Raw genomic sequence first — 24666 nt, forward strand, 5'->3', positions numbered from 1 at the left:
GATGAAAACGGCTCAATTAATCGAACAAATTCCTCAAATACCAACCTTTAAAAAGTTTGGTAGAGTTACTAGAGTTGTCGGCTTGATGATTGAGTCGCAAGGTCCAGATAGTTCCATTGGTGACGTTTGTAAAATTTATGTGGAAACTTCTAAAAACGGTCATCAAATTATCTTGGCAGAGGTTGTAGGTTTCAAAGATGAAATTGTCGTCTTAATGCCTTTTACCTCCCTAAGAGAAATATCAATTGGCTGTCTAGTTGAAGGTACAGGGGCACCACTTGAAGTAAAAGTTGGCCCCGAGTTAATTGGTAAAGTACTTGATTCTATGGGGAATCCGATTGATGGAACTTTATTGCCGAAAGGATTAATGTCAGTTCCGACAGAGCAGGATCCACCAAATCCGCTAACACGCCCACCTATTAATGAAAGACTCGAAGTAGGCGTTAAAGCAATTGATGGCATGCTTACAGTGGGTAATGGACAACGTGTTGGTATTTTCGCAGGATCTGGGGTCGGGAAAAGTACACTGCTCGGTATGATTGCGCGAAATACACAAGCGGATTTAAACGTAATCGCACTAATTGGAGAGCGTGGCCGTGAAGTTCGTGAGTTTATAGAGCGAGACTTAGGGCCAGAGGGTTTAAGTCGTTCTATAGTTGTTGCTGCCACTTCCGATCAGCCTGCACTGATGCGTATTAAAGGTGCCTTTACCGCAACGGCGATTGCCGAGTATTTTAGAAATCGTGGCTTAAATGTCATGTTGATGATGGACTCTGTGACTCGTGTTGCTATGGCACAGCGTGAGATTGGTCTTGCGACAGGTGAACCTCCAGCTCAAAAAGGGTACACACCATCTGTTTTTGCGATTTTACCTAAATTATTAGAGCGCACAGGCACTAATGAGAAAGGCTCTATTACTGCATTTTATACAGTATTAGTAGATGGTGATGATATGAATGAGCCGATTGCAGATACTGTGCGAGGGATTTTAGACGGTCATATAGTCCTTGATCGAAACCTTGCCAATAAAGGTCAATATCCAGCTATTAATGTATTAAAAAGCGTCAGCCGTTTGATGAATCATGTGGCAGAACCAGAGCACAAAAAGGCTGCAGAACGATTAAGAGAGCTTTATTATACATATGACAAGTCTGAGGATCTAATTAATATCGGTGCATATAAGAAAGGAACGTCAAAAGAAATTGATGAAGCTATTTACTATGAACCGCTCATTACCGCTTATTTAAAGCAAGGTTATTTAGATAAAGTGACCCTTGTGGAAAGTATGAATGAGTTAATTTCATTATCGAACGGTGGTGGACGTTAGGGTGGTAAGTTATATTTATCGTTTTGAAAAAGTGTTAACCATTCGAGAGCAGGAAAAAAATGAAACTGAAATTGCCTATAAAGAATCTGTACGTTCTTTTGAAGAAGTAGCGACAAAGTTATATGAGTTGTTAAAAAAGAAAGAAGATTTAATAGAGTTTCAACAGGAGCGTTTAGCTGTCGGTTCATCAATAGAGGAAGTTCATCATTATGCACGTTTTATTGATAGCCTCGAAAAAACAATTGCTGATGTACAGCAGAAAGTTGTTCAAGCTCGTGCGAAAATGAACTGGCACGAAGAAAAATTATTAGAAAAAAACTTGGAAGTACGTAAATTTGAAAAAATGCGAGAAAAAGATTTCAAAGTGTTCCAGCAAGAGCAGGATCGAATCGAAGGCATTTTTTTAGATGAGATTTCATCGCTTACGTATAACAAGAGAGAAATCAGGTGATTTCATGACGAAAAAAGACAATCGACTTAAGATGGAATTAGAAGAACTACCGCCTAAACGTAAATCAGGAGGCATTCGAAAGTTTTTTACATGGTTTGTAATACCAGTTATGTTTGTAGCGGCAATTCTACTTGTTGTTGCAACCCTAATGAATACGAATGTCTTTGATTTAGGGAAGAAGGCATTTGAAAATTTACCATTCGTACCTTCAGAAGAACAACAAGCAAAAGATGCCGTAGTCAATAATGATTCGAAGGTTGTAAATTTACAGGCTGAAATACAAGAAAAAGAAGCAGAAATTGTACAGCTACAAAAAAAGATTGATACATCAACTGCTGAAAAAGAAAAGTTAACGACAGAAAATGAACAGCTGAAATTTGAAGTTGAAAAATTAAATAGGGAGCAAAGTGACGTAAAGCGAGACTTTACTGATATTTTAAAAACATTCGATAAGATGTCCCCTAAAGCAGCAGCGCCAGTTCTAATTAAAATGAGTGATACAGAAGCACTTCGTATTTTAACAAATTTAAAGCCAGATAAATTAGCGGCGGTTCTAGAAAAAATGGAACCACAAGATGCAGCTAAATATACAGAAATGATGGCTAAACAATAAGAACATCTGAAAGGAGGTGAAATGATGGATGTAGCAATGATGCAAATGATGTCTAAGGCTATACCAACTAAAAACGCGGTTACTAAGCCTTCAACAACAGGCGATTCCAATATGAAAGCAAATGGACCGTCGAACAAAGAAAAGTTAGAAACGTTTGGATCAGTGTTTGGAAAGGTTATTTCTTCTTCAAATAACATACAGCAGCAAACACAGTCAACAGATACAAAAGATACCTCTGACTTAGCAGCAGTTTTAAATGCTGAGTCTATAGAAGAAGTACTAGATGTACTAGGTATCCCACATGACGATGGCTTGTTAATGCTTCAAATTGGTGAAGAAGGTAAAGCTGTTGCAATAGATGAAATGCTAAATCTTGATCACTTAATGGATGCATTGGGGATTGATACTGAGCAACTCCAACAATTAGTACAACAGTTGCTAGGGGAAGATCAAGAAGCGAGTGATATATGGGAGCTTTTAGCAATAGTAGACGCGCAGGCACCAATGCTCCAAACACAAATCATAGCAGCTATACAAGGTGAAGGACAAGTGACACCGAAAGAAATAGCGCCATTGCTTCAAGTGTTAAAGTTAGCACAGCTAGTTGGACAAAAAACAGACTTAACAGCTTCACAAGAAAACGTGTTAACTAACGTCAAGAGTCTTTTGACAACGATGCAAACACAAGTTGAGACGCTTCAAACGGCACAGCAAGTAACGACGAAAACAACAGTAACACTTCCGTTACAAGGCTTTCAGAAAGTAGTTCAACAAGTTCAAGTTACAAAACAGACGGACACAAGTGCTAATGAAATGGTGACTTCCAATACAGTCCAAACAAAAGCAGATTCGTTCCAAGTGACACTACCTGCTGCAAAACCGGCGCAGTCAGAGGCATTATTAAAAGAGATGCAAGCAATTATCAATAGAGCCCAAATCTCGAATGCACAAGGTATTACACGTTTAACATTGAAATTGTATCCAGAAAATCTAGGGACAATTCGTATCGAGCTTGTGCAAAATGACGGTGTCATTACAGCACGCTTACTTGCTTCAACGGCTCAAGGTCGTGAATTACTTGATAGTCAGGCACACCAATTAAAGCAAGCCTTTGTACAGCAAAATATTCAAGTGGATCGTCTTGATATTGCCCAATCATTACAAGATGCAGATCGTCAACAACGCGACCAAAGCTTCTTCAATAATTTCTTTAAGCAACAACAGCAAGATGAGGAAGAGCAAAAAAACGACGATGACGATGAAGGCAAGTCCTTTCATGACTATCTAATTAGTGAGGAGGTGTAAATATGGCAGATACAAAGACTGATAAAATGACTGGAAAAATAACGGACGATTTTTACTATCAGAATTATAAGAAGCCAGTTAGGGAAACGGGTAATAAGGAACTCGGTAAGGATGCTTTTCTGCAATTATTAATTGCACAATTAAAACATCAGGATCCAACAAATCCTATGGACGACCGAGAATTTATTTCTCAAATGGCGCAATTCTCTTCTTTAGAACAAATGCAAAATATGACAAAAGCGATGAATTCATTATTAGCTTCACAGCAACAAACACAGCTTATGAGTTATGCAACATTTGTTGGAAAAGAAGTAAAATGGCATGAGATAACAGATGAGTTGGATGAAGACAAGAAGCCTATTATCAATGAAGGAACAGGCATTATTGAATCGTTGAAATTTGTAGACGGAGATATAGTATTCGTATTAGCGGATGGTAAGGAAATAACGCCTGGCAATATTTCAGCTATTTTAGGCGGTTCTGGAACGAATCCGAGTGATAACAATACTGAAAAAGAATCTCCTCTTGTACAAGCAAGCAAGCTCATTGGAAAAAAAGTTACCTATAAAGACGGCGAGCAAGAACTACAAGGACGTATCGTTTCTGTCTCGAATAAAGATGGCGTAATTCATTATGTCTTAGACAATGATAAAAAATTAACAGATAAAGAGTTTACCGTAATTAGCGAATAGAGGTGGAGAAAAATGATGGATCAGTTTTCAATACATCGTGTACCATTGCATCCATCTATTCGCCAGACACAACCTACGCCAATAAAAGCACAGCAATCGTTTAAAGCTCATTTACAGGAAGCTACCAAGCAACAAGAATTAAAAGTGAGCAAGCATGCGCATGAACGTATTATCGAGCGTAATATAGCGATTTCTAAACAAGAATGGCAGGTTGTATCAGAAAAGGTATTTGAAGCACACTCAAAAGGTGTCAAACAACCATTAGTCTTGATGGATCAAGCCGCTTTAATTGTCAGCGCTAAAAACGCAACTGTCATTACCGCGATGGACCGCACGGAAGCGAAACAGCAAATATTTACTAATATTGATGGCACAATCGTGCTGTAAAGGCTGGACCTGTAATAGGAGGCCTAGGTGTGCTGATTGATAGAAGCATACAATTAATAGACGAAGGGAGAACGACATTATGTTACGTTCTATGTATTCTGGTATTTCAGGTTTAAAAAACTTCCAAACAAAGCTGGATGTAATTGGGAATAATATTGCTAACGTTAATACTTACGGCTTTAAAAAAGGACGTGTAGTATTTAAAGATTTAATTTCTCAAACGTCAGCAGGTGCCTCTTCACCTACTCAAACTCGCGGTGGTGTTAACGCTAAACAAATCGGTTTAGGTTCACAACTTGCTGCAATCGATACAATTCACGGTTCAGGTTCAATGCAAACAACTTTCCGCGAGTTAGACTTAGCCGTCGGTGGTGATGGATTCTTCATGGTAGGTGATGCAAATGGTGCACCTGATGAAGATGGGGTACTAGATGCAGAGGGTTACAACAATATTCTCTATACACGTGCTGGTAACTTCTACATGGATAGGAACGGATATATTGTGAATGCCGATGGTAAATATTTAGTCGGTCACGCTAGTGATGAATTATCGATTTCTGCTGATGGCGATTCAATCGATGGTTCTGCAGCTGACGAACAAAAAGAAGGTAATGGACTAGCTGATTTAGAAGGTAATATCGCAGAGGGGATGGATTTCGCAACTGATATTTCACCGATTCGTATCCCTACAACAGCGCAATCAATGAATATTGGTCAAGATGGTACAGTTACGTATGTAGACTATAAAGGTGACCGACAATATGCAGGTCAACTTATACTTGCAAAGTTCCCAAATGCTGGTGGCCTTGAAAAAGTGGGCGGTAACTACTACCAAACTTCAGCAAACTCTGGACAACCATACGCTCAAGTTGGAACAGTAGGAGGGATGGGTGCCGTTCAATCTGGCATGTTAGAAATGTCCAATGTAGACCTTTCAGAGGAGTTTACAGAGATGATTGTGGCGCAACGTGGTTTCCAATCAAATACACGTATTATCACAACTTCTGACGAAATTCTTCAAGAGCTTGTGAATTTAAAACGCTAAGTAATTTGTAAGTAAAGAAATACTGGTTAAGATTACAAAGTGGTCAAAACTAAAAACATAATTTCATATGAGGGAGGGTCGGGCCGGCTCTCGTGCTAGACCCGGCCCTATTTCAATGATTGAACTAACACGTTTAAATGGCAAAGTATTTACATTGAATGCTTTATACATAGAAACGGTCGAATCTTTTCCAGATACGACCATTACATTAACGACTGGAACTAAAATCATTGTTTTACAGAGTGAAGATGAGGTGCGACAAAAGGTAACAGCCTTTTATAAAAATATACAAATACTATCAAACCCGCATCTACGAGGTGAAGAAGATGAAGAATAACAAAGTGTTAACGATGATTATCATCGTACTAGTAGCAATCATACTTATCGGGGGGATTGGGTTTGTGTTATATACCCAATTTAATAAGCCAGCAGGATCTCTTGAGCCAACCATTGATGAAATCGTAGAAGCTTCTGTAGAAATTCCAGAAATTACGACAAATCTAGCTGATAACAAAATTGTACGCATATCGTTAAAAATTCAAACAACAAATAAAGATGCTGGTACTGAGTTAACGAAGCGTGATTTCCAAGTGAAAAACATTGTTATTCAAGAGCTTTCTGAAATGGAGCAAAAGGATTTAGAAGGTAAGAAAGGTAAACAAATTTTCCAACAATCATTAAAAACACGATTAAATGAATTGATGCAAGAGGGAGAAGTTCAGGAAATTTATATTACCTCCTTCATCACACAATAATAAAGAAACTGCTTGAAATGGAGGTGGGCAAATGGCAGGAGATGTATTATCTCAATCAGAGATAGATGCGCTGCTTTCCGCAATATCAACGGGGGAAATGTCAGCTGATGATATAAAAAAAGAGGACGAGGTGCGTAAGGTTAAAGTATATGACTTTAAACGTGCACTACGTTTCTCAAAAGATCAAATCCGAAGTTTGACCCGAATACATGAAAATTTTGCACGATTACTGACAACCTTCTTTTCTGCACAGCTGAGAAGCTATGTGCAGATTACTGTTGCATCAGTGGACCAAATACCATTTGAAGAGTTTGTACGTTCGATTCCGAATATGACACTCATTAATGTGTTTGAAGTGCCGCCATTAGATGGTAATATCTTAATGGAAATAAACCCAAACATTGCCTACTCTATGTTAGATCGTTTAATGGGCGGTAGTGGGGCGAGTCATAGTAATGTGGATAACTTAACAGAAATTGAAACTAAAATTATGACAAACCTTTTTGAGCGCTCATTCGACAATTTACGCGAGGCATGGGAAAATGTTGCGGAAATTGATCCGATTTTAGTAGAACTTGAGGTCAACCCTCAATTTTTACAAATGATTTCTCCAAATGAAACGGTTGTCGTTATTTCCTTAAATACGATAATCGGTGAGACAAGCGGTATGATCAATATTTGTATTCCGCATGTTGTATTGGAGCCTATTGTTCCAAATCTTTCTGTTCGCTACTGGATGCAGGCAAATACAAAAGAGATGTCTCCAGAGCAAACTAAAATGCTTGAAACAAGCGTGAAACAAGCACAACTACCAGTTTCTGTTGAACTAGGTATTACCGACATTACCATTGAGGATTTCCTCACAATGCAAATTGGGGATGTCATTCAATTAGAACAAAAAATTGAAGATCCACTACTATTAAAGGTAGGAACATTACCGAAATTTACGGTTCAACCAGGAAAACAAGGTAAAAAATTAGCAATCCAGATTATCGACCCTTTGAAAGGAGGAGACGAAGATGAGTGATGAAATGCTCTCCCAAGAAGAAATTGAAGCGTTATTAAGGGGCGAAACGTTGGAAGATAAAAACAGCGGCACTGAAGCTTCTACAAATGAGGATATGAATGATTTAAGAGTAGAGGATTACCTCGATTCGTTTGCCCAAGATGCGTTAGGTGAAGTAGGAAATATATCTTTTGGAAGCTCTGCCACAGCGCTTTCAGCGTTACTAGGGCAAAAGGTAGATATTACTACCCCAAGTATTTCAATGATTAACCGAAATAAATTAGAAGAGGAATTTCCTCATCCTTATGTAGCCGTACAGGTTGAATATACAATCGGATTAACAGGTATGAATTTACTTGTTATTAAGCAATCTGATGCAGCGATTATTGCTGATTTAATGTTAGGTGGAGATGGCTTAAATCCGAAACCAGATTTAAGTGAGATTCAGCTAAGTGCCGTGCAAGAAGCTATGAATCAAATGATGGGTTCTGCGGCTACTTCAATGTCGACAGTATTTAATAAAAAAGTGGATATTTCTCCACCTACTATCGACTTAATGAATATTTCTCAAAATGAAGGACGAGAAAATATTCCTGAAGATGATTTACTCGTAAAAGTATCGTTCAGATTGAGAATTGGTAATTTAATTGATTCGAATATCATGCAATTATTACCGCTGAAATTTAGTCAAAACATTGTTAAATCTCTATTAGGAGAAACAGAATCAATCGAAGAACCTGTGGCTGCAACACTAGCACCTGAAGCGCCAGTGGCACCGTCGCCTGTCCAACCACAAGCGCCTATGCAACCACAAGCACCTGTAACACCACCGCCTGCGCAGCCAGTATATCAACAGCAGCCAGCGCCGGTGCAGCAACCAATGTATCAAGAGCAACAGCCGATTCCGCAAGCAACAAGACCTGTTCAACCGGTCAATGTTCAACAAGCACAGTTTGCTAGTTTTGATCCGAATGTTATCTCGCAATCTGAAGCTAGAAATTTAAATATGCTACTTGATATTCCATTGCAAGTTACTGTAGAGTTAGGACGTACAAAGCGTTCTGTAAAAGAGATATTAGAACTATCTAGTGGTTCGATTATTGAACTAGATAAATTAGCTGGTGAACCTGTTGATATTTTAGTTAATAGCCGTTTAATAGCTAAAGGTGAAGTCGTTGTTATTGATGAAAACTTCGGTGTCCGTATTACAGATGTTTTAAGTCAAGCAGAGCGTTTGAATAATTTAAGATAGTTTCAATTGGAGGAGTTAACCATGTCTAAAAGAATTTTGATTGTAGACGATGCTGCATTCATGCGCATGATGATCAAGGATATTTTATCGAAAAATGGATTTGAAGTTGTTGGGGAGGCAGCTGATGGTTTACAGGCTGTTGAAAAGTACAACGAATTAAAGCCAGATTTAGTAACAATGGATATTACAATGCCAGAGATGGACGGTATTGCAGCTCTTAAAGCAATTAAGGGCTCACATCCAAATGCAACTGTTATTATGTGTTCAGCAATGGGACAACAAGCAATGGTAATCGATGCAATTCAAGCAGGTGCGAAAGATTTTATTGTGAAACCTTTCCAAGCTGATCGTGTAATTGAAGCGATTCAAAAAGCTCTAGGATGATTGAATGCAAATGTTAAAATCATTTCGTCTAACGATGATTTTCGCATTTCTTGTATCCTTCCTGTTTTTGTACCCTACACCGACTTCTGTATATGCAGAATCTGACACGAATTTTGTGAGCGACTGCATTAAAGGAGATTGTAAAGAAGATAGTACTCCAGCTGCTAAGAAAGATTCAGATATACCAGCGGCTGGAGGCTTATCTGCGTGGGAATACATAAAAATGGTATTGGCGCTTATTTTTGTTGTAGCTTTATTTTATGGATTAATGAAGTTTTTAAATAAAAGAAATTTAAACTTTCAACGTAATCAATTAGTACAAAATTTAGGCGGTTTATCACTAGGTGCCCAAAAGTCAGTACAACTATTACAAGTAGGTAAAACACTCTATTTAGTTGGGGTCGGTGAGGATGTCCAGCTATTACGTGAAATTACTGATCCCGATGAAGTTGCAACACTTTTAGCACTATATAATGAACGACAAGAACTTGCAGCAACATCACCGTATATTGCAGAAGTATTATCTAAGTTTAAGAAAAAAAATAATGAGAGTTCATCCGTACAGCAAAAACAAACCTCTTTTGGTGAGCTGTTTGAAAAAAAGATTACCGAAATTAAACAGGAGCGCAATGAAGAACTGGAGAAATGGAAGCAAAAGGAGAATGATGAGAAATGAATGATGTAATCAGTATTTTTTCCAACAGCGATCCGACAAATGTCTCCAGCTCTGTGAAGCTTCTATTACTGTTAACAGTTCTTTCACTGGCACCGAGTATTTTAATTTTGATGACATCGTTTACACGAATTGTTATTGTGTTATCGTTTACGCGTACTGCATTGGCGACACAGCAAATGCCACCAAACCAGGTCATTGTAGGTCTTGCTTTATTTTTAACTTTCTTTATCATGGCCCCAACATTTCAAGAGGTCAACAAAGAGGCATTACAGCCATTGTTTTCTGAGGAAATTGGCCTTGAAGAAGCATATGATCGTGCCAGTGAGCCTTTTAAAGAGTTTATGAGTAAGCATACAAGGCAAAAGGATCTTGATTTATTTTTAAAGTATAATAAGGCAGAAAAGCCAGCATCTGTAGAAGAAATTCCTCTTACAATGCTAGTACCTGCTTTTGCATTGAGTGAGATTAAAACAGCGTTTCAAATTGGCTTTATGATTTTTATTCCATTCCTAGTAATCGACATGATTGTCGCAAGTACGCTAATGTCGATGGGGATGATGATGTTACCACCGGTTATGATTTCATTACCGTTTAAGATTTTATTATTTGTACTCGTGGATGGTTGGTATCTTGTGATGAAATCATTACTACAAAGTTTTTAGGGGATGATACAGTATGACAGGTGAATTGGTTATTTCAATTGCAGAGCGTGCCATTATGATTATCCTTCTAACAAGCGGTCCGCTACTATTAGTTGCTTTAATCACTGGTTTAGCGGTAAGTATTTTTCAGGCAACAACATCGATTCAAGAGCAAACTTTAGCATTCGTTCCAAAAATCGTCGCTGTATTAGCAGCCATCGTATTTTTTGGTCCTTGGATGTTATCACAAGTGACTAGCTATGCGAGAGACATTTTTGAGAATTTAACGCGTTATATAGGGTGAGTAGATGAATGAATTAATCCCGCATTTTACGGTTTTTTTATTAGTACTTGTGCGCGTATCGGCATTTTTTGTCACGGTGCCATTTTTCTCGTACAGAACGATTCCGCCACAAGTTAAAATAACTCTCGCATTAGTTTTAGCTTGGATGATGTATTACACAATTGACGTCGAACCATTTGTATTTAATGGTGATTACATACTTTTAGTGATGAAAGAAGCGCTCATTGGACTGTTACTCGGTTTAGTAGGCTATATCATCATGTCGGCAATTCAAATTGCCGGAAGCTTTATAGATTTTCAAATGGGTTTTGCCATTGCCAATATTATTGACCCGCAAACAGGTGCACAAAGTCCATTGATCGGACAATTTTTTAATACACTAGCATTACTTTTCTTACTAGCTATCAATGGACATCATATGATTCTCGATGGAATTTATTATAGTTATCAATTTTTACCGATGGATCAAGGATTTCCTAATTTCGCAAATGACGGTTATATAGAGTTTATCATCACAACATTTACGGCTGTTTTTGCGATTGCCTTTCAAATGGCGGCTCCTGTTGTAGCAACTTTATTTTTAGTCGACTTGGCGCTAGGGATCACAGCGAAAACTGTACCACAATTAAATATTTTTGTTGTCGGTTTTCCTATTAAAATAGGCGTTAGTTTTCTAGTGTTATTTACAATGATGGCTGTAATGATTCAAGTTATTCAAAAGCTTATTACCATTATGATTTATGCTATGCGTGATGTAATGGCTATTTTAGGTGGTGGGTAAAATGTTGCTACTTCTGGATTTAGATTTACAGTATTTTGCGGGAGAAAAAACGGAAAAGGCGACGCCTAAAAAACGACAAGATGCTCGAAAAAAAGGTCAGGTTGTCAAAAGTCAGGATATTTCCAGTGCAATTGTCATGCTCATGGTATTTATCTTTTTATTCTTCTTTGCAGGTTCATTGCGAGACGATCTTTTAGCTTTTTTCAGGCAAACTTTTATTCATAACATACGCGTAGAAACATTAACAATTGATAGTGTGATGAGCTTATTTACAGAAACATTAGTGCAAATGGCTTTTATTATTGTCCCAATAATGGGAATTGCGTTTGTTGGAGCATTAGTAGGTAACTTCCTACAGTTCGGTTTCCTATTTACATTAGAGCCGATGAAGTTTGATTTAAAAAAAATGGACCCGATCAAAGGGTTGAAAAAAATATTTTCTGTTAAAGCCATTATAGAGCTTCTTAAGTCAGTGTTAAAGATTGGCTTTATAGGTGGCGTTACGACAATTATCGTTTGGACAAATTTGCCGGAAGTTTTGGCGTTATCCTTTAAAAGCCCATGGATGACTCTTATTACAGTGGGTAAGCTTGTTGGTATCATGGGGATTGCTGCTTCTCTCGTCTTACTATGTGTATCCCTTTTAGACTGGATGTATCAAAAACATGATTACGAAAAAAATCTTAAAATGTCTAAGCAAGACATTAAAGATGAATATAAAAATAGTGAGGGCGATCCGCTGATAAAATCGAAAATCAAACAACGCCAACGCGAAATGGCGATGCGTCGAATGATGTCAGAGGTTCCAAACGCCGATGTTGTCATAACAAACCCAACTCACTATGCGATTGCCATCAAATATGATGATGAAAGTATGGATGCCCCACGCATCGTTGCAAAGGGTACGGACTTTATCGCTCAAAAAATTAAACTGATTGCGAAAGAACATGATGTGGTTATGGTTGAAAATAGACCATTAGCACGAGCGATGTACGATCAAGTAGAAATTGGCGATCAAGTACCAGAAGAGTTTTTCAAAGCAATAGCAGAAGTGCTTGCTTATGTTTATCGAATTAAGCGGAAAATTTAAAGCTTTTATTAGTAGGAGGGACACAAATGAAAGTTCGCGATATAGGGGTATTAGGTGCGGTTATTTTAATCGTTGCGATGCTCATCATCCCTCTTCCTCCGTGGATGTTAAGTTTCTTAATCGTCATTAATATTACATTAGGATTAATAGTGCTTTTAACAGCAATGAGTATGAAGGAAGCGCTAGACTTTTCTATTTTTCCTTCAGTTATTTTATTGTTAACTTTGTTCCGACTCGGACTGAGTGTTTCTACAACACGTGCCATTTTAGCAAAAGGTGATGCGGGTTCTGTTGTAGAAACGTTTGGGGACTTTGTAGTCGGCGGGAATGTACTAGTTGGTTTAGTTGTATTCTTAATTCTTGTGTTAATTCAGTTTATCGTTATTACAAAAGGAGCGGAGCGTGTAGCAGAAGTAGCAGCACGTTTCACACTTGATGCGATGCCAGGTAAACAAATGAGTATTGATGCAGACTTAAATGCAGGAGTTATTTCTGAGCGGGAAGCACGTGAACGACGCGAGAAAGTAGCGGGTGAAGCGGATTTCTACGGAGCGATGGATGGTGCCACAAAATTCGTAAAAGGGGATGCCATTGCCTCAATGGTCATGGTTATTATCAACTTATTATTTGGTATCATCATCGGTGTTGTACAGATGGGGCTTCCATTTGCAGAGGCAGCAAATCATTTTTCTAAGTTAACAGTGGGAGATGGTATTGTCTCACAAATTCCTGCGTTACTGATCTCTACAGCGACAGGGATTGTCGTAACACGTGCATCTTCTAAAGGTAGTCTTGGTGAAGATATTACGGGACAGTTATTTGCTCAAGCAAAACTGCTTTATGTAGCGGGTGGAACAATACTTTTACTTGGATTTTTCACACCTATACCTATCTGGATAACAATTCCAATTGGTGGTTCGCTAATTGCTGGTGCTTATATGATGGATCATAAGAAACCAGAGGATGAAGAAGAATTACTTGAAATTGAGGAAGAAGTGGCAACAGACGGCATGAAGAGCCCTGAAAACGTTGTGAATTTATTAAATGTGGACCCAATCGAGTTTGAGTTTGGCTATGGTTTAATACCGTTAGTAGATGCTGCACAAGGCGGCGATTTATTAGATCGAGTTATTATGATACGTCGACAGTTAGCATTAGAATTAGGGATTGTCATTCCAGTTGTCCGTATTCGCGATAATATTCAATTACAACCAAATGAATATCGAATTAAAATAAAGGGTAATGAAATGGCACGTGGTGAACTTCTGCTTGATCATTATTTAGCAATGAGTCCAGGAGATGATGATTCTATCGAAGGAATTGACACGGTTGAACCGTCATTTGGCCTACCTGCAAAATGGATTACGGAGCAAGTGAAAGAGGATGCCGAAATGTTTGGCTACACAGTTGTTGACCCACCAAGCGTTGTGTCGACTCACTTAACGGAAATGATTCGTGCAAATGCTTATGAATTACTCGGTCGTCAAGAGACGAAGCAGTTAATCGATCATTTACGTGAAACGCATCCAATTTTAGTTGAAGAGTTAACACCTGCTCCATTATCGACTGGAGAAATTCAAAAAGTACTTGGTAAACTTCTACGAGAAAATGTTTCAGTGCGAAACTTACCAATTATTTTTGAGACTCTAGCAGACTATGCAAAGTTAACGAGTGATACTGATGTATTAACTGAGTATGTACGTCAAGCGTTGGCACGTCAAATCACTTCTCAATACGTAGGGGACAGCTCATCATTAAAAGTTATTACTGTCTCCGGTAAAGTAGAGAAATTAATTGCTGATAGTATTCAACAAACGGATCATGGAAATTATTTAGCGATGGATCCACAAGATTCTCAAACGATTTTAGAGACCATTGCTGCAGAAGTGGAACGCGTTTCCTTTATGGAACAATCTGCTATTATTTTATGCTCTCCCGCAGTTCGTATGTATTTACGTCAACTTACGGAGCGCTATTTCCCGCAAATTCCAGTTCTATCTTACAACGAACTTGATGCTACGGTTGAAATTCAAAGTGTTGGGGTGGTGAATGTTGAATGAAAATGAAAAAATATTATGCATCCTCCATACCAGAAGCGATGAAGCTTGTGCGTGCTGAATTAGGTGAGGACGCTGTCATTTTGAACTCAAAAGTAGTCGTTACAAAAAAGTTTTTTGGAATCATTAAAAAGAAGAGCTTTGAGGTTGTTGCAGGTATTGATTCAATGGAGCCAAGTAATATGGCTCCAGCACCTGTAGCTTTACCTACATCAACAACTAAACATGAAAATGCAAGGTTACAAGAGATTACGAACGCTGTTCAAGCTAAAATACACCAAGTACAGCCGCAGAATGATGCGCCCTTACATGGGGAAGCTAGCATTTCTGAAGATTTGAGGAAGGAAATTGCAGATTTAAAATCTTTAATGCATTCGATGCATAAGAAGACTATCCAAGATCAATATCCAGATGAACTCTTATCCTTCATTGAATACTTAAGACAGCAAGAGCTAAGTGAGGAGCTCATCACAACGATTGGTGATGAGCTTTTTGCGCATGTCAAAGAAGCGTCAGACATCAATTTTTCGCAATGTAAGATGATTACGAAAAGTTTATTGCGCAAAGAATTAGAGGATCTACCAGTTGGAGGTATATCCTATGAAAAAAAATATATTAATGTGTTAGGACCAACAGGAGTCGGAAAGACTACGACAATTGCTAAAATGGCTGCTAGAGCAGTTTTAGAAAAAAAGAAAAAAGTAGGATTTATCACGACCGATACGTACCGTATTGCCGCAATTGAGCAATTAAAAACGTATGCTGGACTGTTACAGGCTCCTGTCGAAATTGCCTATAATGCAACAGATTTTGAACAAGCAATCCACCGATTGGCCCATTTAGATATAGTGTTTATAGATACAGCAGGCCGCAATTATAAAGAAGTAAAATATGTAGATGATTTGCAGCGTCTCATAAAATTTGATGATCAAGCAGAGTCCTTCTTAGTACTTGCAATGACAACAAAAGAAAAGGACATGGCAAACATTATCGAGCAATTTAAGCAATTACAAATTGAAAAATTCATTTTTACAAAGATTGATGAAACAAATTCTATTGGCACAATGATTAATTTAATGATTAAATATAATAAGGGACTTGCTTACTATACGAATGGTCAAGAAGTACCAGAAGATATTGAAGAAGCTGATCTAGAAGCAGTACTAAATTTATTTTTTCAAGGTGAAGAAAAATGAGAGACCAAGCTGAAACATTACGCTTGAAAATGTTGAAACAGCAGGGTGAATTAGGTAGAGCAATTGCGGTTGTAAGTGGCAAAGGTGGGGTTGGAAAAAGTAACTTCACGACGAATTTTGCCATTACATTGGCCAATAAAGGGAAAAAAGTTGTCATCGTTGATATGGATATTGGTATGGGCAATATCAATATTTTAATTGGAAAAAATGTTTCTTATAGTTTAAAAGATTACTTGGAAGGAAATGAGTTACTGGATGATGTAATATTTGAAGGTCCTTACAATTTAAGGTATATTTCAGGTGGGTCTGGTATGTCGGGCGTCTTAGAATGGTCAGAGGCAATGTTTGAACGACTCGTTCACGCATTTGAGCAACTTCAACAAACCTTTGATTACATTTTGTTCGATATGGGAGCAGGAGCTACTAATTGGTCATTAGATTTATTAACTTCTATAGATGAAATTATTGTTTTATCTACGGCAGAGCCAACATCTATAACAGACGCTTATTCAATGATGAAATATATTCATATGCGAGATGCGGACAAGCAATTTTATGTACTCTGTAACCGAGCTTATAGTAAAGAAGAAGGACTGGAAACCAATGAGCGACTAAAGCTTACGATGAAACGGTTTTTGGACAAAGAGGTTACGATACTAGGCTCATTACCTGAAGATTCTGCTGTGCGTAAGGCTGTGCGTGAGCAGGTGCCTTTTTCACTTGCCTATCCAGACGCACTTATTACAAAGACACTGCAACTTATAGTAGCGCGTTTTATGGAACACCGTGTGGAAGAAGTTCATGCACATGATCAGTCAGCAGGTAAATTTTTAACAAAATTAAGAAATATTTTTTCGAAAGGACGTGATTAATTGGACTTTTTACATAAAAGCAAGCTATTAGTTGTTGATGATTCTGCTTTTATGAGAAAGCTAATTAGTGACTTTTTTGTTGGCAACTCGAAGGTTGAGGTAGTTGGAACAGCACGAAATGGGAAAGATGCGGTAAAAAAGATTCAGACATTGCAACCAACAGTTGTGACGATGGATATTGAGATGCCTGAAATGAATGGGCTTGATGCTTTAAAAGAAATTATGACTGTATGTCCAGTACCTGTTGTTATGCTCTCTAGTACAACTCAACGAGGAGCAGAAAATGCCTTATCGGCAATTGAATTTGGGGCAGTAGATTTTGTCGCAAAGCCGAGCGGAACAATTTCTCTTGATTTAAATAAAATCCAAACTGAACTTGTCCACAAGGTTGAACAAGCATCGTTGGTACCTATTTCGAAATTAAAGAAACCTTCTAGTACTAAAAGACAACAAGAACAGCCATTACAAGCAAGTATCATTAGAAGAAATTCACTTAGTGAAGACAGGGTGACTCCTTCTGACAATGTTTTTCCGACAAGGGCAGAACTATCAAAGCCACATGTAGAATGGAGTAAAGTAGGTCGGAAAATTGTACTGATAGGTACCTCCACAGGCGGGCCTAGAGCTTTACAAGAAGTAATTACAAAAATCCCAAAATCAATTCAAGCTCCCATTTTAATTGTCCAGCATATGCCGGCAGGATTTACAAAATCTCTTGCTAATCGTCTGGATCAATTGAGTGAGATTACCGTAAAAGAAGCTGAGCAAGGTGATATTCTGCAAAATGGAGTAGCGTATATTGCCCCTGGTGGGTATCATTTAAAACTTAGAAAAATAGGTACCTCCTTTGGCATAGTCCTTGATAATAATGAACCACCTAGATCTGGACATCGACCTTCAGTAGATGTGATGTTTGAAGATGTTAGCCAATTTAAAGATTTTGATAAAGTGGCTGTTATTATGACGGGTATGGGCCATGATGGGTCTGACGGACTAAAAGCACTAAAAAGTACCGGAAATGTGATGGCAATCGCTGAGTCAGCAGAAACTTGCATTGTGTATGGTATGCCGAAAGCGGCTGTGGAAACGCAGCTTGTCAATGAAGTAGCAGATGTAGATGATATTGCACAAACAATAATGAAATATTTGCCTTAAAGGGGTGTCCTCTTATGGAAGTCAATCAATATTTAGAGATGTTTATTGAAGAAAGTAAAGACCATTTACAAGCATGTAGTGAACATTTATTAGAACTAGAAAAAAATCCAGATGATTTGGCGATTGTCGGAGAAATATTCCGCTCTGCGCATACATTAAAAGGTATGTCTGCGACAATGGGCTTTGAAGATTTAGCGGATTTAACTCATAAAATGGAAAATGTATTGGATGCGATCCGAAACGAAAAAATCCATGTATCTCCTGAAATTTTAGATGTTGTTTTTGAGTCTGTAGACCATCTAGAAGAAATGGTGATGGACATTGCGAATGGCGGAGATGGAAAACGTGATGTATCTTCAACTGTTGCTCAATTAAAGCGTATTGAATTAGGTGAAGAGGCGATTCCTGAAGTGGTAGGAACTACTGAGACACCAACTACAGTTGTAGCAAGTACATTAGAGTATGACGGCTTTGAGCAAACAGTTATTTCACAATCTGCTGAGCAAGGTTTCAATGCATTTGAAATATCAGTGAAATTACGTGAGGACTGTCTTTTAAAAGCAGCACGAGTATTTATGGTGTTTGAGATTTTAGAAAAAGATGGGGAAGTTATTAAATCAAGTCCATCTGTAGAAAAGCTTGAAGACGAACAGTTCGATCAACAATTTTACGTAGCTTTTGTAACAAAAGAATCCGCTGAAGACATGCAGAAAAAGATTATGAAAGTTTCAGAAGTTGATGAAGTGATTGTCGCTGCTATTGATCCAAAACAACATAGTGAAAAAGAACAAGCGATTCAAGAAGTAGCAGCAACAGCAACGGTGGAAGTAGAGGCTAAACCTGCTACAGTTCCAGAAAAAAATAGTGCAGCACCTAAACCTACAACAGCAGCAGCTCCCGCTAAGGCTGATAAAAGCCATGCGCCTGTTGGTAATAAAACAATTCGTGTGAATATCGATCGACTTGATATATTAATGAATCTATTTGAAGAGCTAGTTATCGATCGAGGACGACTACAGTCTATTGCAACTGAGGTTAATCATGGAGAGTTAAATGAAACAGTAGAGCGCATGAGCCGTGTTATGGGTGACTTACAAACGATTATTTTAACGATGCGTATGGTTCCGGTTGAAACAGTATTCAATCGCTTCCCGAAAATGATTCGTCAGTTATCACGTGATCTAAACAAGAAAATTAACCTCGAAATTATTGGTGCTGAAACAGAGCTAGATCGTACAGTAATCGATGAAATTGGGGATCCTCTTGTTCATTTAATACGTAACTCTGTTGACCATGGTATCGAAAATCCTACGACTCGCCTTGCAAAAGGTAAACCAGAAGAAGGAACAGTAGTATTGCGTGCTTATCATAGTGGTAACTATGTCTTCATTGAAATTGAAGATGATGGGGCAGGAATTAACCGTGAAAAAGTACTGGCGAAAGCCATTTCTAAAGGTATCGTTACACAAGAACAATCATATTCGATGTCAGATAAGCAAATTAATGAGCTTATTTTGGCTTCAGGGTTCTCAACAGCAGATGTTATTTCTGACGTATCAGGTCGAGGTGTTGGATTAGATGTTGTTAAAACAACAATCGAATCATTGGGTGGAAATATTTCGATTGAATCTACACAAGATGTAGGCTCAGTATTCTCGATTCAATTACCACTGACATTATCAATTATTTCTGTCATGTTAGTAGAAATCGAAAAAGAAATTTATGCAATTCCACTTTCATCAATTATTGAAACTTCAATTATCCGTTCATCAGAAATTATGAATGCACATAATCAAAAAGTAATCGATTTCCGTGGCAAAGTAGTACCACTAGTATTTTTAGAAGAAATCTTTGAGGTACCGCGCAAAGAACCACAGGGTGACGAATTCCATTCAGTGGTCATCGTTCGAAAAGGTGAGAAACTTGCTGGTTTAGTTGTGGATTCATTCATTGGCCAACAAGAAATTGTGCTGAAATCATTAGGGAATTACTTAACGAATATCTTTGCAATTTCAGGTGCAACAATTTTAGGTAACGGGAAAGTTGCCTTAATCGTGGATTGTAACGCACTTATTAAATAAGGTGAATGAATAAGAGAGGTGTAGACAATGACAAACGCAGTGGAACAAGAAAGTATTAAAGTAATTGTTTTTCAACTAGCAGATAAAGAATATGCGATTCCAGTGTCACATGTACAAGGGATTGAAAAACTAATGCATATTACACGTGTACCGAAAACGGAAAAATACGTAAAAGGTGTTATTAACCTACGCGGTGTCGTAACGCCAATTGTTGATTTACGTGAACGATTTGAATTACCGATCTCTGAGCATGAAGAAACAACACGCATCATCATTATTTCATTAGAAGATATGGAAGTAGGTTTCGTCGTTGACTCTGCAAATGATGTGTTAGACATCCCAGCTGACTCAATTGAACCACAGCCCGAAGTAGTAGGTTCACTGGAAGAAGAGTTTATTTCAGGAGTAGCCAAAATAGATAAACGATTATTAATTTTATTGCATTTAGAGAAAGTATTAAATCCACTAAAGTAGGGATCGATAATGACATATAATCAAAAGATTACATCACTACATTTAGACGTATTAAAGGAAATTGGTAATATAGGTGCTGCGCATGCTGCGACAGCACTTTCCAATTTGCTTGGTAAAAAAATTGATATGCGAGTACCAAAGGTTGAAATGGTATCCTTTAATGACATGATGGAGCTTGCAGGAGGATCTGAAAATGTCGTAGTAGGAATCTATTTACGCATTGAAGGTGATGCTGAAGGTAGTATGTTCTTTATCCTGCCAATTGAACAAGCAAATCGTTTTATCCGTCGTCTCATATTTGATGAATCATTCGACTTTAAAAAACGACCTGTTTCAGAGTTAGGGTTATCAGCTATGCAGGAAATGGGTAATATTTTATCAGGCTCTTATTTATCGGCATTATCTGACTTTACGAATTTAAAAATTTATCCAACTGTGCCAGGACTAAGTGTTGACATGTTTGGTGCTATTATTAGTATTGGTTTAATTGAATTATCACACGTTAGCGATAATGTTATCGTCATAAACACATCCATTTTTGAAGACGGTGTAGAAGATCAGGAAACAGTAAGAGGTCATTTCTTCTTATTACCAGATCCAGACTCATTTGATGCTATTTTTAAAGCATTAGGAGTTTTGTAGATGATGCTAAATAGTAGTGATGGCCAAGTTGTAAAAGTTGGAATTGCACAAATGGATGTAGTAAAGTTACCGAATACGATAAGAACATCAGGACTTGGGTCTTGTGTAGGCGTTATTTTATATGATGAATCAAAAAAAATTGCTGGTTTAATACATGTGATGTTGCCAGATTCGAGTTTAGGAAGACAAGAGTCAATAAATGTGGCTAAATTTGCTGACACAGGCATTGCGGCAATGATTGACTTATTAAAGTTAGAAGGCGTTCAAAAATTCAAGCTAAAGGCAAAAATTGCGGGCGGTGCGCAAATGTTTCAATTCACTTCAGATAAGGACTCCATGCGCATCGGCCCACGTAATGTAGAAGCTGTAAAGCATGAGCTGAAGCGTCATGGAATTCGTTTAGTTGCCGAAGACACAGGCGGCAACAGTGGTAGAACAATTGAATTTAATCCTGCGACGTCGACATTACATATTCGAACGGTTAACCAAGGAGTGAGCGAAATATAATGTTCGGTTCTATTTTTTATAACCTATGGGGTGCGTTAATTGCCTTTTCTATCTATTTTTTTAGTACATTTCTAAAACCCTACACACCACTACGTATTATCGTAGGGTCATTTGTAGCGGGAATAATTATGTTTTTCGTCATGTATATTGTCAGATTATTAATTGCTTACGTTTTATTCACACCTGAGGGAGATGAAGAACTCGTTGAAGGTGAGCATGAAGAAAACGAATCTGAGAATATAGAGGGAGAAAATCAAGAAACACCGACGGCTAATTCAACCGTAGAGTTTCAAGATGAGAACTCGGAAGAGATTGCTCAGGCTGTACGAACGATGATGAATCGTGAGGCGGATCAACAATTAAATAATGCTTAAAAAAGGAGTCGCAAGTAGCGGCTCTTTTTTTGTGTAAATTGAAAGGATATTGCAATATTGCGAGATAAATTTGTTGCTACGATTTTTCAGTAAATCAATAGAAATCCTTGTTTGAGTGTATTTAATATGTATTTTAGTTATGAAAACCTATCTTTTGAATCATGATGTTTTCAAATCTGTTTCTCGGGTAAATAAAAATCTAGGGTCTGTCATATCCTTTTTTTGCGAAGAGATGTCCCACGATCTTAGAATTCTTTTATATACAAACATTATAACGTTATATTCACATTAGTAGATTTATATGGTACTTTAACAATATAACATTATAATGTTTGAACGAAAGCTCTATTTGATAATAAGCAATTCTCTATTGCTAGAGTCATTACATGAGCTACGAAAAGGTGAAATCAATGAATGAGCGGTTTGTATTACGTAATGTAAAGCATGTAACAGGAGATAATATCGATATCGTAATTGACAATGGCAAGATTGTCGAAATAACGAAGGGAGGGTGTGGACGTCGTAATAAAGTTTTCGACTATACGGATGCAGATGTTTATGTGTCGAGCGGTTGGATTGATTTACATGTCCACGCATTTCCAGAATTTAATCCTTATGGTGATGAAATTGATGAAGTTGGTATTAAGCGTGGTGTGACAACCATTGTAGATGCTGGAAGCTGTGGTGCTGATCGAATAGACGAATTAGTCAAAAGTAAAGAAAGGTCTAAAACGAATCTGTTTGCCTTTTTAAATATTTCAAGGATTGGTTTACAGAGAATTGATGAATTATCTAAATTAGATTGGATTGATAAGGAAAAGGCTAAACATGCAATCATCAAATATAGTGATACAATCGTTGGCTTAAAGGCACGAATTAGTAAAAGCGTTGTCCATGACACCGGTATTGAGCCATTGCATATTGCACGGGAGCTTTCTAATGAAACAGGGCTACCATTAATGGTGCATATCGGTTCAGCTCCGCCAAGTATTGAGGAAGTTATACCACTTTTAGAAAAACACGATGTCATTACTCATTATTTGAACGGGAAAACGAACAACCTTTTCGATGATCAAGGAAAGCCGTTACAACTTTTATCGGATGCGATTGAACGTGGTGTTCATTTAGATGTTGGACATGGTAATGCAAGTTTTTCCTTTCAAGTTGCTGAAGCGGCCAAACGACATCACATTGCTTTAAATACAATCAGCACAGACATTTACCGAAAAAATCGATTAAACGGTCCAGTATTTAGTATGGCGAATGTACTGTCAAAATTCCTTTATCTTGGCTACTCTCTAGATGAAGTCATTGCAGCTGTAACAACGAATGCAGCAACCTGGCTCGGAAAACCTGAATTAGGTCGAATAAAAGTTGGGGATGTTGCAAACTTAACGTTATTTTCGGTTGAACATAAACCGATGATACTCATTGATTCCGAAGGGGAAAAGCGTGAGACTAATCAAAGTATCGAAGCAAAAGGAGTGGTTGTAAATGGCGAGTTCATTGAATGCTAAATATGGGCTAAAACGCGTAATTAATGCAAGTGGGAGAATGAGCATTCTTGGCGTCTCTACGCCATCAGATGCGGTAATGGATGCAATGAAATTCGGTGGACAAAATTATGTGGAAATTGCAGATTTAGTCGATAAAGCAGGCGAGTATATTGCAAATATCCTCAATTGTGAAGCAGCCGTTGTAGTGAATTCTGCATCAAGCGGGATTGCTCTATCAGTAGCGGCACTTGTGACAGAAGGAAGCCAACGTAAAAGTGAGCGTCTTCACCAAGATATCATATTAAAAAATGAAATTATTTTGTTGAAGGGCCACAACGTTCAATATGGAGCACCTATTGAAACGATGGTTTATTTGGGCGGTGGAAAACTCGTTGAAGTGGGCTATGCGAATGACGGTAGAGTCGAACATATTCAAGAGGCTATTAGCGAGAACACTGCAGCCATTCTTTACGTGAAATCACATCATACAGTTCAAAAAAATATGATGTCAGTGGAAGAAGCTTGGGAAATTGCACAACTCAATGATGTTCCACTGATTATCGATGCTGCAGCAGAAGAAGATATCAGAAAATATGTGAAATATTCGGATGTAGCAATTTTCAGTGGTTCTAAGGCTATCGAAGGACCCACATCAGGGATTGTTGGGGGAAAGAAAAAGTATATTGAGTGGATAAAAGTCCAATTGCATTGCATAGGAAGAAGTATGAAGGTCGGGAAAGAAACGACGTTTGGTTTGCTTCAAGCTCTTGATGAATACGATGTCAAAAAAGAAAAAAGTAAGCAAGAAAAAGAAATATTACAAACATTATTGCCATTAAAAGAAATAAGCGGGGTTAATGTAACAATTGTAAACGATGAAGCAGGACGAGCAATCTTTCGTGGACGTATTCAAATCGACCCTGAAAAGGCACACATTACTGCAAAAGAAGTAGTTGAAGGACTGAAAAAAGGAGAAATTGCCATTTATCCACGTGATTACGGTGTAAGACAAGGATATTTCGATATTGATCCACGTCCGCTACAAGGTGACGACATTAACGTTATTGAAGCAAAAATCCGCGAATTAGTAGGGGGGATGTAAT

At 37.9% G+C, this 24666-nt stretch carries 28 protein-coding genes; all 28 read left to right on the plus strand.

Features of this window, described 5'->3' with window-relative positions; genetic code table 11:
• The first annotated feature begins 1 nt into the window (after position 1).
• A complete protein-coding gene (fliI, locus tag ACVYAD_RS01430; protein ID WP_349660857.1) occupies positions 2-1327 on the plus strand; it encodes a flagellar protein export ATPase FliI in 1326 nt (441 codons plus the stop codon).
• Position 1328: 1 nt separating this feature from the next.
• Positions 1329-1778: a flagellar export protein FliJ gene (fliJ, locus tag ACVYAD_RS01435; RefSeq protein WP_349660858.1), complete on the plus strand. Its 450-nt coding sequence runs from the start codon at positions 1329-1331 to the stop codon at positions 1776-1778.
• A gap of 4 nt (positions 1779-1782) precedes the next feature.
• A complete protein-coding gene (locus tag ACVYAD_RS01440) occupies positions 1783-2391 on the plus strand; it encodes a MotE family protein (protein ID WP_476424245.1) in 609 nt (202 codons plus the stop codon).
• 21 nt (positions 2392-2412) lie between these two features.
• Complete coding sequence (locus tag ACVYAD_RS01445; protein WP_476424138.1) at positions 2413-3696, plus strand: flagellar hook-length control protein FliK; 1284 nt, start codon at positions 2413-2415, stop codon at positions 3694-3696.
• Positions 3697-3698: 2 nt separating this feature from the next.
• Entirely contained in the window at positions 3699-4388 is a 690-nt protein-coding gene (gene flgD / locus ACVYAD_RS01450) for a flagellar hook assembly protein FlgD (RefSeq protein WP_476424140.1), read from the plus strand.
• Between the two features lie 15 nt (positions 4389-4403).
• Positions 4404-4775 (plus strand): TIGR02530 family flagellar biosynthesis protein, encoded by a 372-nt coding sequence (locus tag ACVYAD_RS01455; RefSeq protein ID WP_476424246.1) that lies wholly within the window; start codon positions 4404-4406, stop codon positions 4773-4775.
• A 79-nt stretch (positions 4776-4854) separates the two neighbouring features.
• A complete protein-coding gene (locus ACVYAD_RS01460; RefSeq protein ID WP_476424141.1) occupies positions 4855-5820 on the plus strand; it encodes a flagellar hook-basal body complex protein in 966 nt (321 codons plus the stop codon).
• Positions 5821-5935: 115 nt separating this feature from the next.
• Positions 5936-6157, plus strand: coding sequence for a flagellar FlbD family protein (locus ACVYAD_RS01465; protein ID WP_197141904.1), 222 nt, complete (start codon positions 5936-5938; stop codon positions 6155-6157).
• Entirely contained in the window at positions 6147-6575 is a 429-nt protein-coding gene (gene fliL, locus ACVYAD_RS01470; RefSeq protein WP_079560466.1) for a flagellar basal body-associated protein FliL, read from the plus strand. Before ACVYAD_RS01465 ends, fliL begins: the two co-directional genes overlap by 11 nt.
• Positions 6576-6606: 31 nt before the next feature.
• A complete protein-coding gene (fliM, locus tag ACVYAD_RS01475; protein WP_079560467.1) occupies positions 6607-7602 on the plus strand; it encodes a flagellar motor switch protein FliM in 996 nt (331 codons plus the stop codon).
• Positions 7595-8833, plus strand: a complete 1239-nt coding sequence (gene fliY / locus ACVYAD_RS01480) for a flagellar motor switch phosphatase FliY (RefSeq protein ID WP_476424143.1) — start codon at positions 7595-7597, stop codon at positions 8831-8833. Before fliM ends, fliY begins: the two co-directional genes overlap by 8 nt.
• A gap of 21 nt (positions 8834-8854) precedes the next feature.
• Positions 8855-9217: a response regulator gene (locus ACVYAD_RS01485; RefSeq protein WP_079560469.1), complete on the plus strand. Its 363-nt coding sequence runs from the start codon at positions 8855-8857 to the stop codon at positions 9215-9217.
• Positions 9218-9227: 10 nt separating this feature from the next.
• Positions 9228-9893 (plus strand): flagellar biosynthetic protein FliO, encoded by a 666-nt coding sequence (locus ACVYAD_RS01490; RefSeq protein ID WP_476424146.1) that lies wholly within the window; start codon positions 9228-9230, stop codon positions 9891-9893.
• The gene (fliP, locus tag ACVYAD_RS01495) at positions 9890-10555 is read left to right on the plus strand and encodes a flagellar type III secretion system pore protein FliP (protein WP_349660865.1); all 666 of its coding nucleotides are present in this window, start codon (positions 9890-9892) and stop codon (positions 10553-10555) included. Before ACVYAD_RS01490 ends, fliP begins: the two co-directional genes overlap by 4 nt.
• Positions 10556-10568: 13 nt before the next feature.
• Positions 10569-10838: a flagellar biosynthesis protein FliQ gene (gene fliQ / locus ACVYAD_RS01500; protein ID WP_197141919.1), complete on the plus strand. Its 270-nt coding sequence runs from the start codon at positions 10569-10571 to the stop codon at positions 10836-10838.
• Between the two features lie 4 nt (positions 10839-10842).
• Complete coding sequence (gene fliR, locus ACVYAD_RS01505; protein ID WP_197141921.1) at positions 10843-11619, plus strand: flagellar biosynthetic protein FliR; 777 nt, start codon at positions 10843-10845, stop codon at positions 11617-11619.
• Position 11620: 1 nt separating this feature from the next.
• Positions 11621-12709, plus strand: a complete 1089-nt coding sequence (gene flhB, locus ACVYAD_RS01510; RefSeq protein WP_349660866.1) for a flagellar biosynthesis protein FlhB — start codon at positions 11621-11623, stop codon at positions 12707-12709.
• Positions 12710-12735: 26 nt separating this feature from the next.
• Entirely contained in the window at positions 12736-14769 is a 2034-nt protein-coding gene (gene flhA, locus ACVYAD_RS01515; protein ID WP_476424148.1) for a flagellar biosynthesis protein FlhA, read from the plus strand.
• Positions 14766-15962 (plus strand): flagellar biosynthesis protein FlhF, encoded by a 1197-nt coding sequence (flhF, locus tag ACVYAD_RS01520; protein WP_349660868.1) that lies wholly within the window; start codon positions 14766-14768, stop codon positions 15960-15962. The genes flhA and flhF overlap by 4 nt, the downstream gene beginning before the upstream one ends.
• Positions 15959-16834 carry a MinD/ParA family protein gene (locus ACVYAD_RS01525; protein WP_427482578.1) on the plus strand — a complete coding sequence of 292 codons (876 nt, stop codon included), beginning with the start codon at positions 15959-15961 and terminating at the stop codon, positions 16832-16834. Before flhF ends, ACVYAD_RS01525 begins: the two co-directional genes overlap by 4 nt.
• On the plus strand, positions 16835-17989 hold the full coding sequence (locus ACVYAD_RS01530) for a protein-glutamate methylesterase/protein-glutamine glutaminase (protein WP_476424150.1): 1155 nt from the start codon (positions 16835-16837) through the stop codon (positions 17987-17989).
• Between the two features lie 14 nt (positions 17990-18003).
• Complete coding sequence (locus ACVYAD_RS01535; protein ID WP_476424152.1) at positions 18004-20070, plus strand: chemotaxis protein CheW; 2067 nt, start codon at positions 18004-18006, stop codon at positions 20068-20070.
• 27 nt (positions 20071-20097) lie between these two features.
• Positions 20098-20544, plus strand: a complete 447-nt coding sequence (locus tag ACVYAD_RS01540; protein WP_079560480.1) for a chemotaxis protein CheW — start codon at positions 20098-20100, stop codon at positions 20542-20544.
• Between the two features lie 9 nt (positions 20545-20553).
• Positions 20554-21186, plus strand: a complete 633-nt coding sequence (locus ACVYAD_RS01545) for a chemotaxis protein CheC (RefSeq protein ID WP_349660872.1) — start codon at positions 20554-20556, stop codon at positions 21184-21186.
• 3 nt (positions 21187-21189) lie between these two features.
• The gene (locus tag ACVYAD_RS01550; protein WP_349660913.1) at positions 21190-21693 is read left to right on the plus strand and encodes a chemotaxis protein CheD; all 504 of its coding nucleotides are present in this window, start codon (positions 21190-21192) and stop codon (positions 21691-21693) included.
• Positions 21693-22067 (plus strand): hypothetical protein, encoded by a 375-nt coding sequence (locus tag ACVYAD_RS01555; RefSeq protein WP_476424154.1) that lies wholly within the window; start codon positions 21693-21695, stop codon positions 22065-22067. Before ACVYAD_RS01550 ends, ACVYAD_RS01555 begins: the two co-directional genes overlap by 1 nt.
• Before the next feature lie 410 nt (positions 22068-22477).
• The gene (locus ACVYAD_RS01560) at positions 22478-23584 is read left to right on the plus strand and encodes an amidohydrolase/deacetylase family metallohydrolase (RefSeq protein ID WP_476424248.1); all 1107 of its coding nucleotides are present in this window, start codon (positions 22478-22480) and stop codon (positions 23582-23584) included.
• Positions 23562-24665 carry a DgaE family pyridoxal phosphate-dependent ammonia lyase gene (locus ACVYAD_RS01565; protein WP_476424156.1) on the plus strand — a complete coding sequence of 368 codons (1104 nt, stop codon included), beginning with the start codon at positions 23562-23564 and terminating at the stop codon, positions 24663-24665. The genes ACVYAD_RS01560 and ACVYAD_RS01565 overlap by 23 nt, the downstream gene beginning before the upstream one ends.
• The last annotated feature ends 1 nt before the right edge of the window (position 24666 follow it).

The sequence above is a fragment of the Lysinibacillus sp. G1-3 genome, from assembly GCF_056322905.1.

Bases quoted from the DNA above. Each gene is read 5' to 3' on its own strand.
- fliI (WP_349660857.1), top strand. From the start codon at position 2: ATGAAAACGGCTCAATTAATCGAACAAATTCCTCAAATACCAACCTTT.
- ACVYAD_RS01440 (WP_476424245.1), top strand. From the start codon at position 1,783: ATGACGAAAAAAGACAATCGACTTAAGATGGAATTAGAAGAACTACCG.
- ACVYAD_RS01445 (WP_476424138.1), top strand. From the start codon at position 2,413: ATGATGGATGTAGCAATGATGCAAATGATGTCTAAGGCTATACCAACT.
- flgD (WP_476424140.1), top strand. From the start codon at position 3,699: ATGGCAGATACAAAGACTGATAAAATGACTGGAAAAATAACGGACGAT.
- ACVYAD_RS01455 (WP_476424246.1), top strand. From the start codon at position 4,404: ATGGATCAGTTTTCAATACATCGTGTACCATTGCATCCATCTATTCGC.
- ACVYAD_RS01460 (WP_476424141.1), top strand. From the start codon at position 4,855: ATGTTACGTTCTATGTATTCTGGTATTTCAGGTTTAAAAAACTTCCAA.
- ACVYAD_RS01465 (WP_197141904.1), top strand. From the start codon at position 5,936: ATGATTGAACTAACACGTTTAAATGGCAAAGTATTTACATTGAATGCT.
- fliL (WP_079560466.1), top strand. From the start codon at position 6,147: ATGAAGAATAACAAAGTGTTAACGATGATTATCATCGTACTAGTAGCA.
- fliM (WP_079560467.1), top strand. From the start codon at position 6,607: ATGGCAGGAGATGTATTATCTCAATCAGAGATAGATGCGCTGCTTTCC.
- fliY (WP_476424143.1), top strand. From the start codon at position 7,595: ATGAGTGATGAAATGCTCTCCCAAGAAGAAATTGAAGCGTTATTAAGG.
- ACVYAD_RS01485 (WP_079560469.1), top strand. From the start codon at position 8,855: ATGTCTAAAAGAATTTTGATTGTAGACGATGCTGCATTCATGCGCATG.
- ACVYAD_RS01490 (WP_476424146.1), top strand. From the start codon at position 9,228: ATGTTAAAATCATTTCGTCTAACGATGATTTTCGCATTTCTTGTATCC.
- fliP (WP_349660865.1), top strand. From the start codon at position 9,890: ATGAATGATGTAATCAGTATTTTTTCCAACAGCGATCCGACAAATGTC.
- fliQ (WP_197141919.1), top strand. From the start codon at position 10,569: ATGACAGGTGAATTGGTTATTTCAATTGCAGAGCGTGCCATTATGATT.
- fliR (WP_197141921.1), top strand. From the start codon at position 10,843: ATGAATGAATTAATCCCGCATTTTACGGTTTTTTTATTAGTACTTGTG.
- flhB (WP_349660866.1), top strand. From the start codon at position 11,621: ATGTTGCTACTTCTGGATTTAGATTTACAGTATTTTGCGGGAGAAAAA.
- flhA (WP_476424148.1), top strand. From the start codon at position 12,736: ATGAAAGTTCGCGATATAGGGGTATTAGGTGCGGTTATTTTAATCGTT.
- flhF (WP_349660868.1), top strand. From the start codon at position 14,766: ATGAAAATGAAAAAATATTATGCATCCTCCATACCAGAAGCGATGAAG.
- ACVYAD_RS01525 (WP_427482578.1), top strand. From the start codon at position 15,959: ATGAGAGACCAAGCTGAAACATTACGCTTGAAAATGTTGAAACAGCAG.
- ACVYAD_RS01535 (WP_476424152.1), top strand. From the start codon at position 18,004: ATGGAAGTCAATCAATATTTAGAGATGTTTATTGAAGAAAGTAAAGAC.
- ACVYAD_RS01540 (WP_079560480.1), top strand. From the start codon at position 20,098: ATGACAAACGCAGTGGAACAAGAAAGTATTAAAGTAATTGTTTTTCAA.
- ACVYAD_RS01545 (WP_349660872.1), top strand. From the start codon at position 20,554: ATGACATATAATCAAAAGATTACATCACTACATTTAGACGTATTAAAG.
- ACVYAD_RS01550 (WP_349660913.1), top strand. From the start codon at position 21,190: ATGCTAAATAGTAGTGATGGCCAAGTTGTAAAAGTTGGAATTGCACAA.
- ACVYAD_RS01555 (WP_476424154.1), top strand. From the start codon at position 21,693: ATGTTCGGTTCTATTTTTTATAACCTATGGGGTGCGTTAATTGCCTTT.
- ACVYAD_RS01560 (WP_476424248.1), top strand. From the start codon at position 22,478: ATGAATGAGCGGTTTGTATTACGTAATGTAAAGCATGTAACAGGAGAT.
- ACVYAD_RS01565 (WP_476424156.1), top strand. From the start codon at position 23,562: ATGGCGAGTTCATTGAATGCTAAATATGGGCTAAAACGCGTAATTAAT.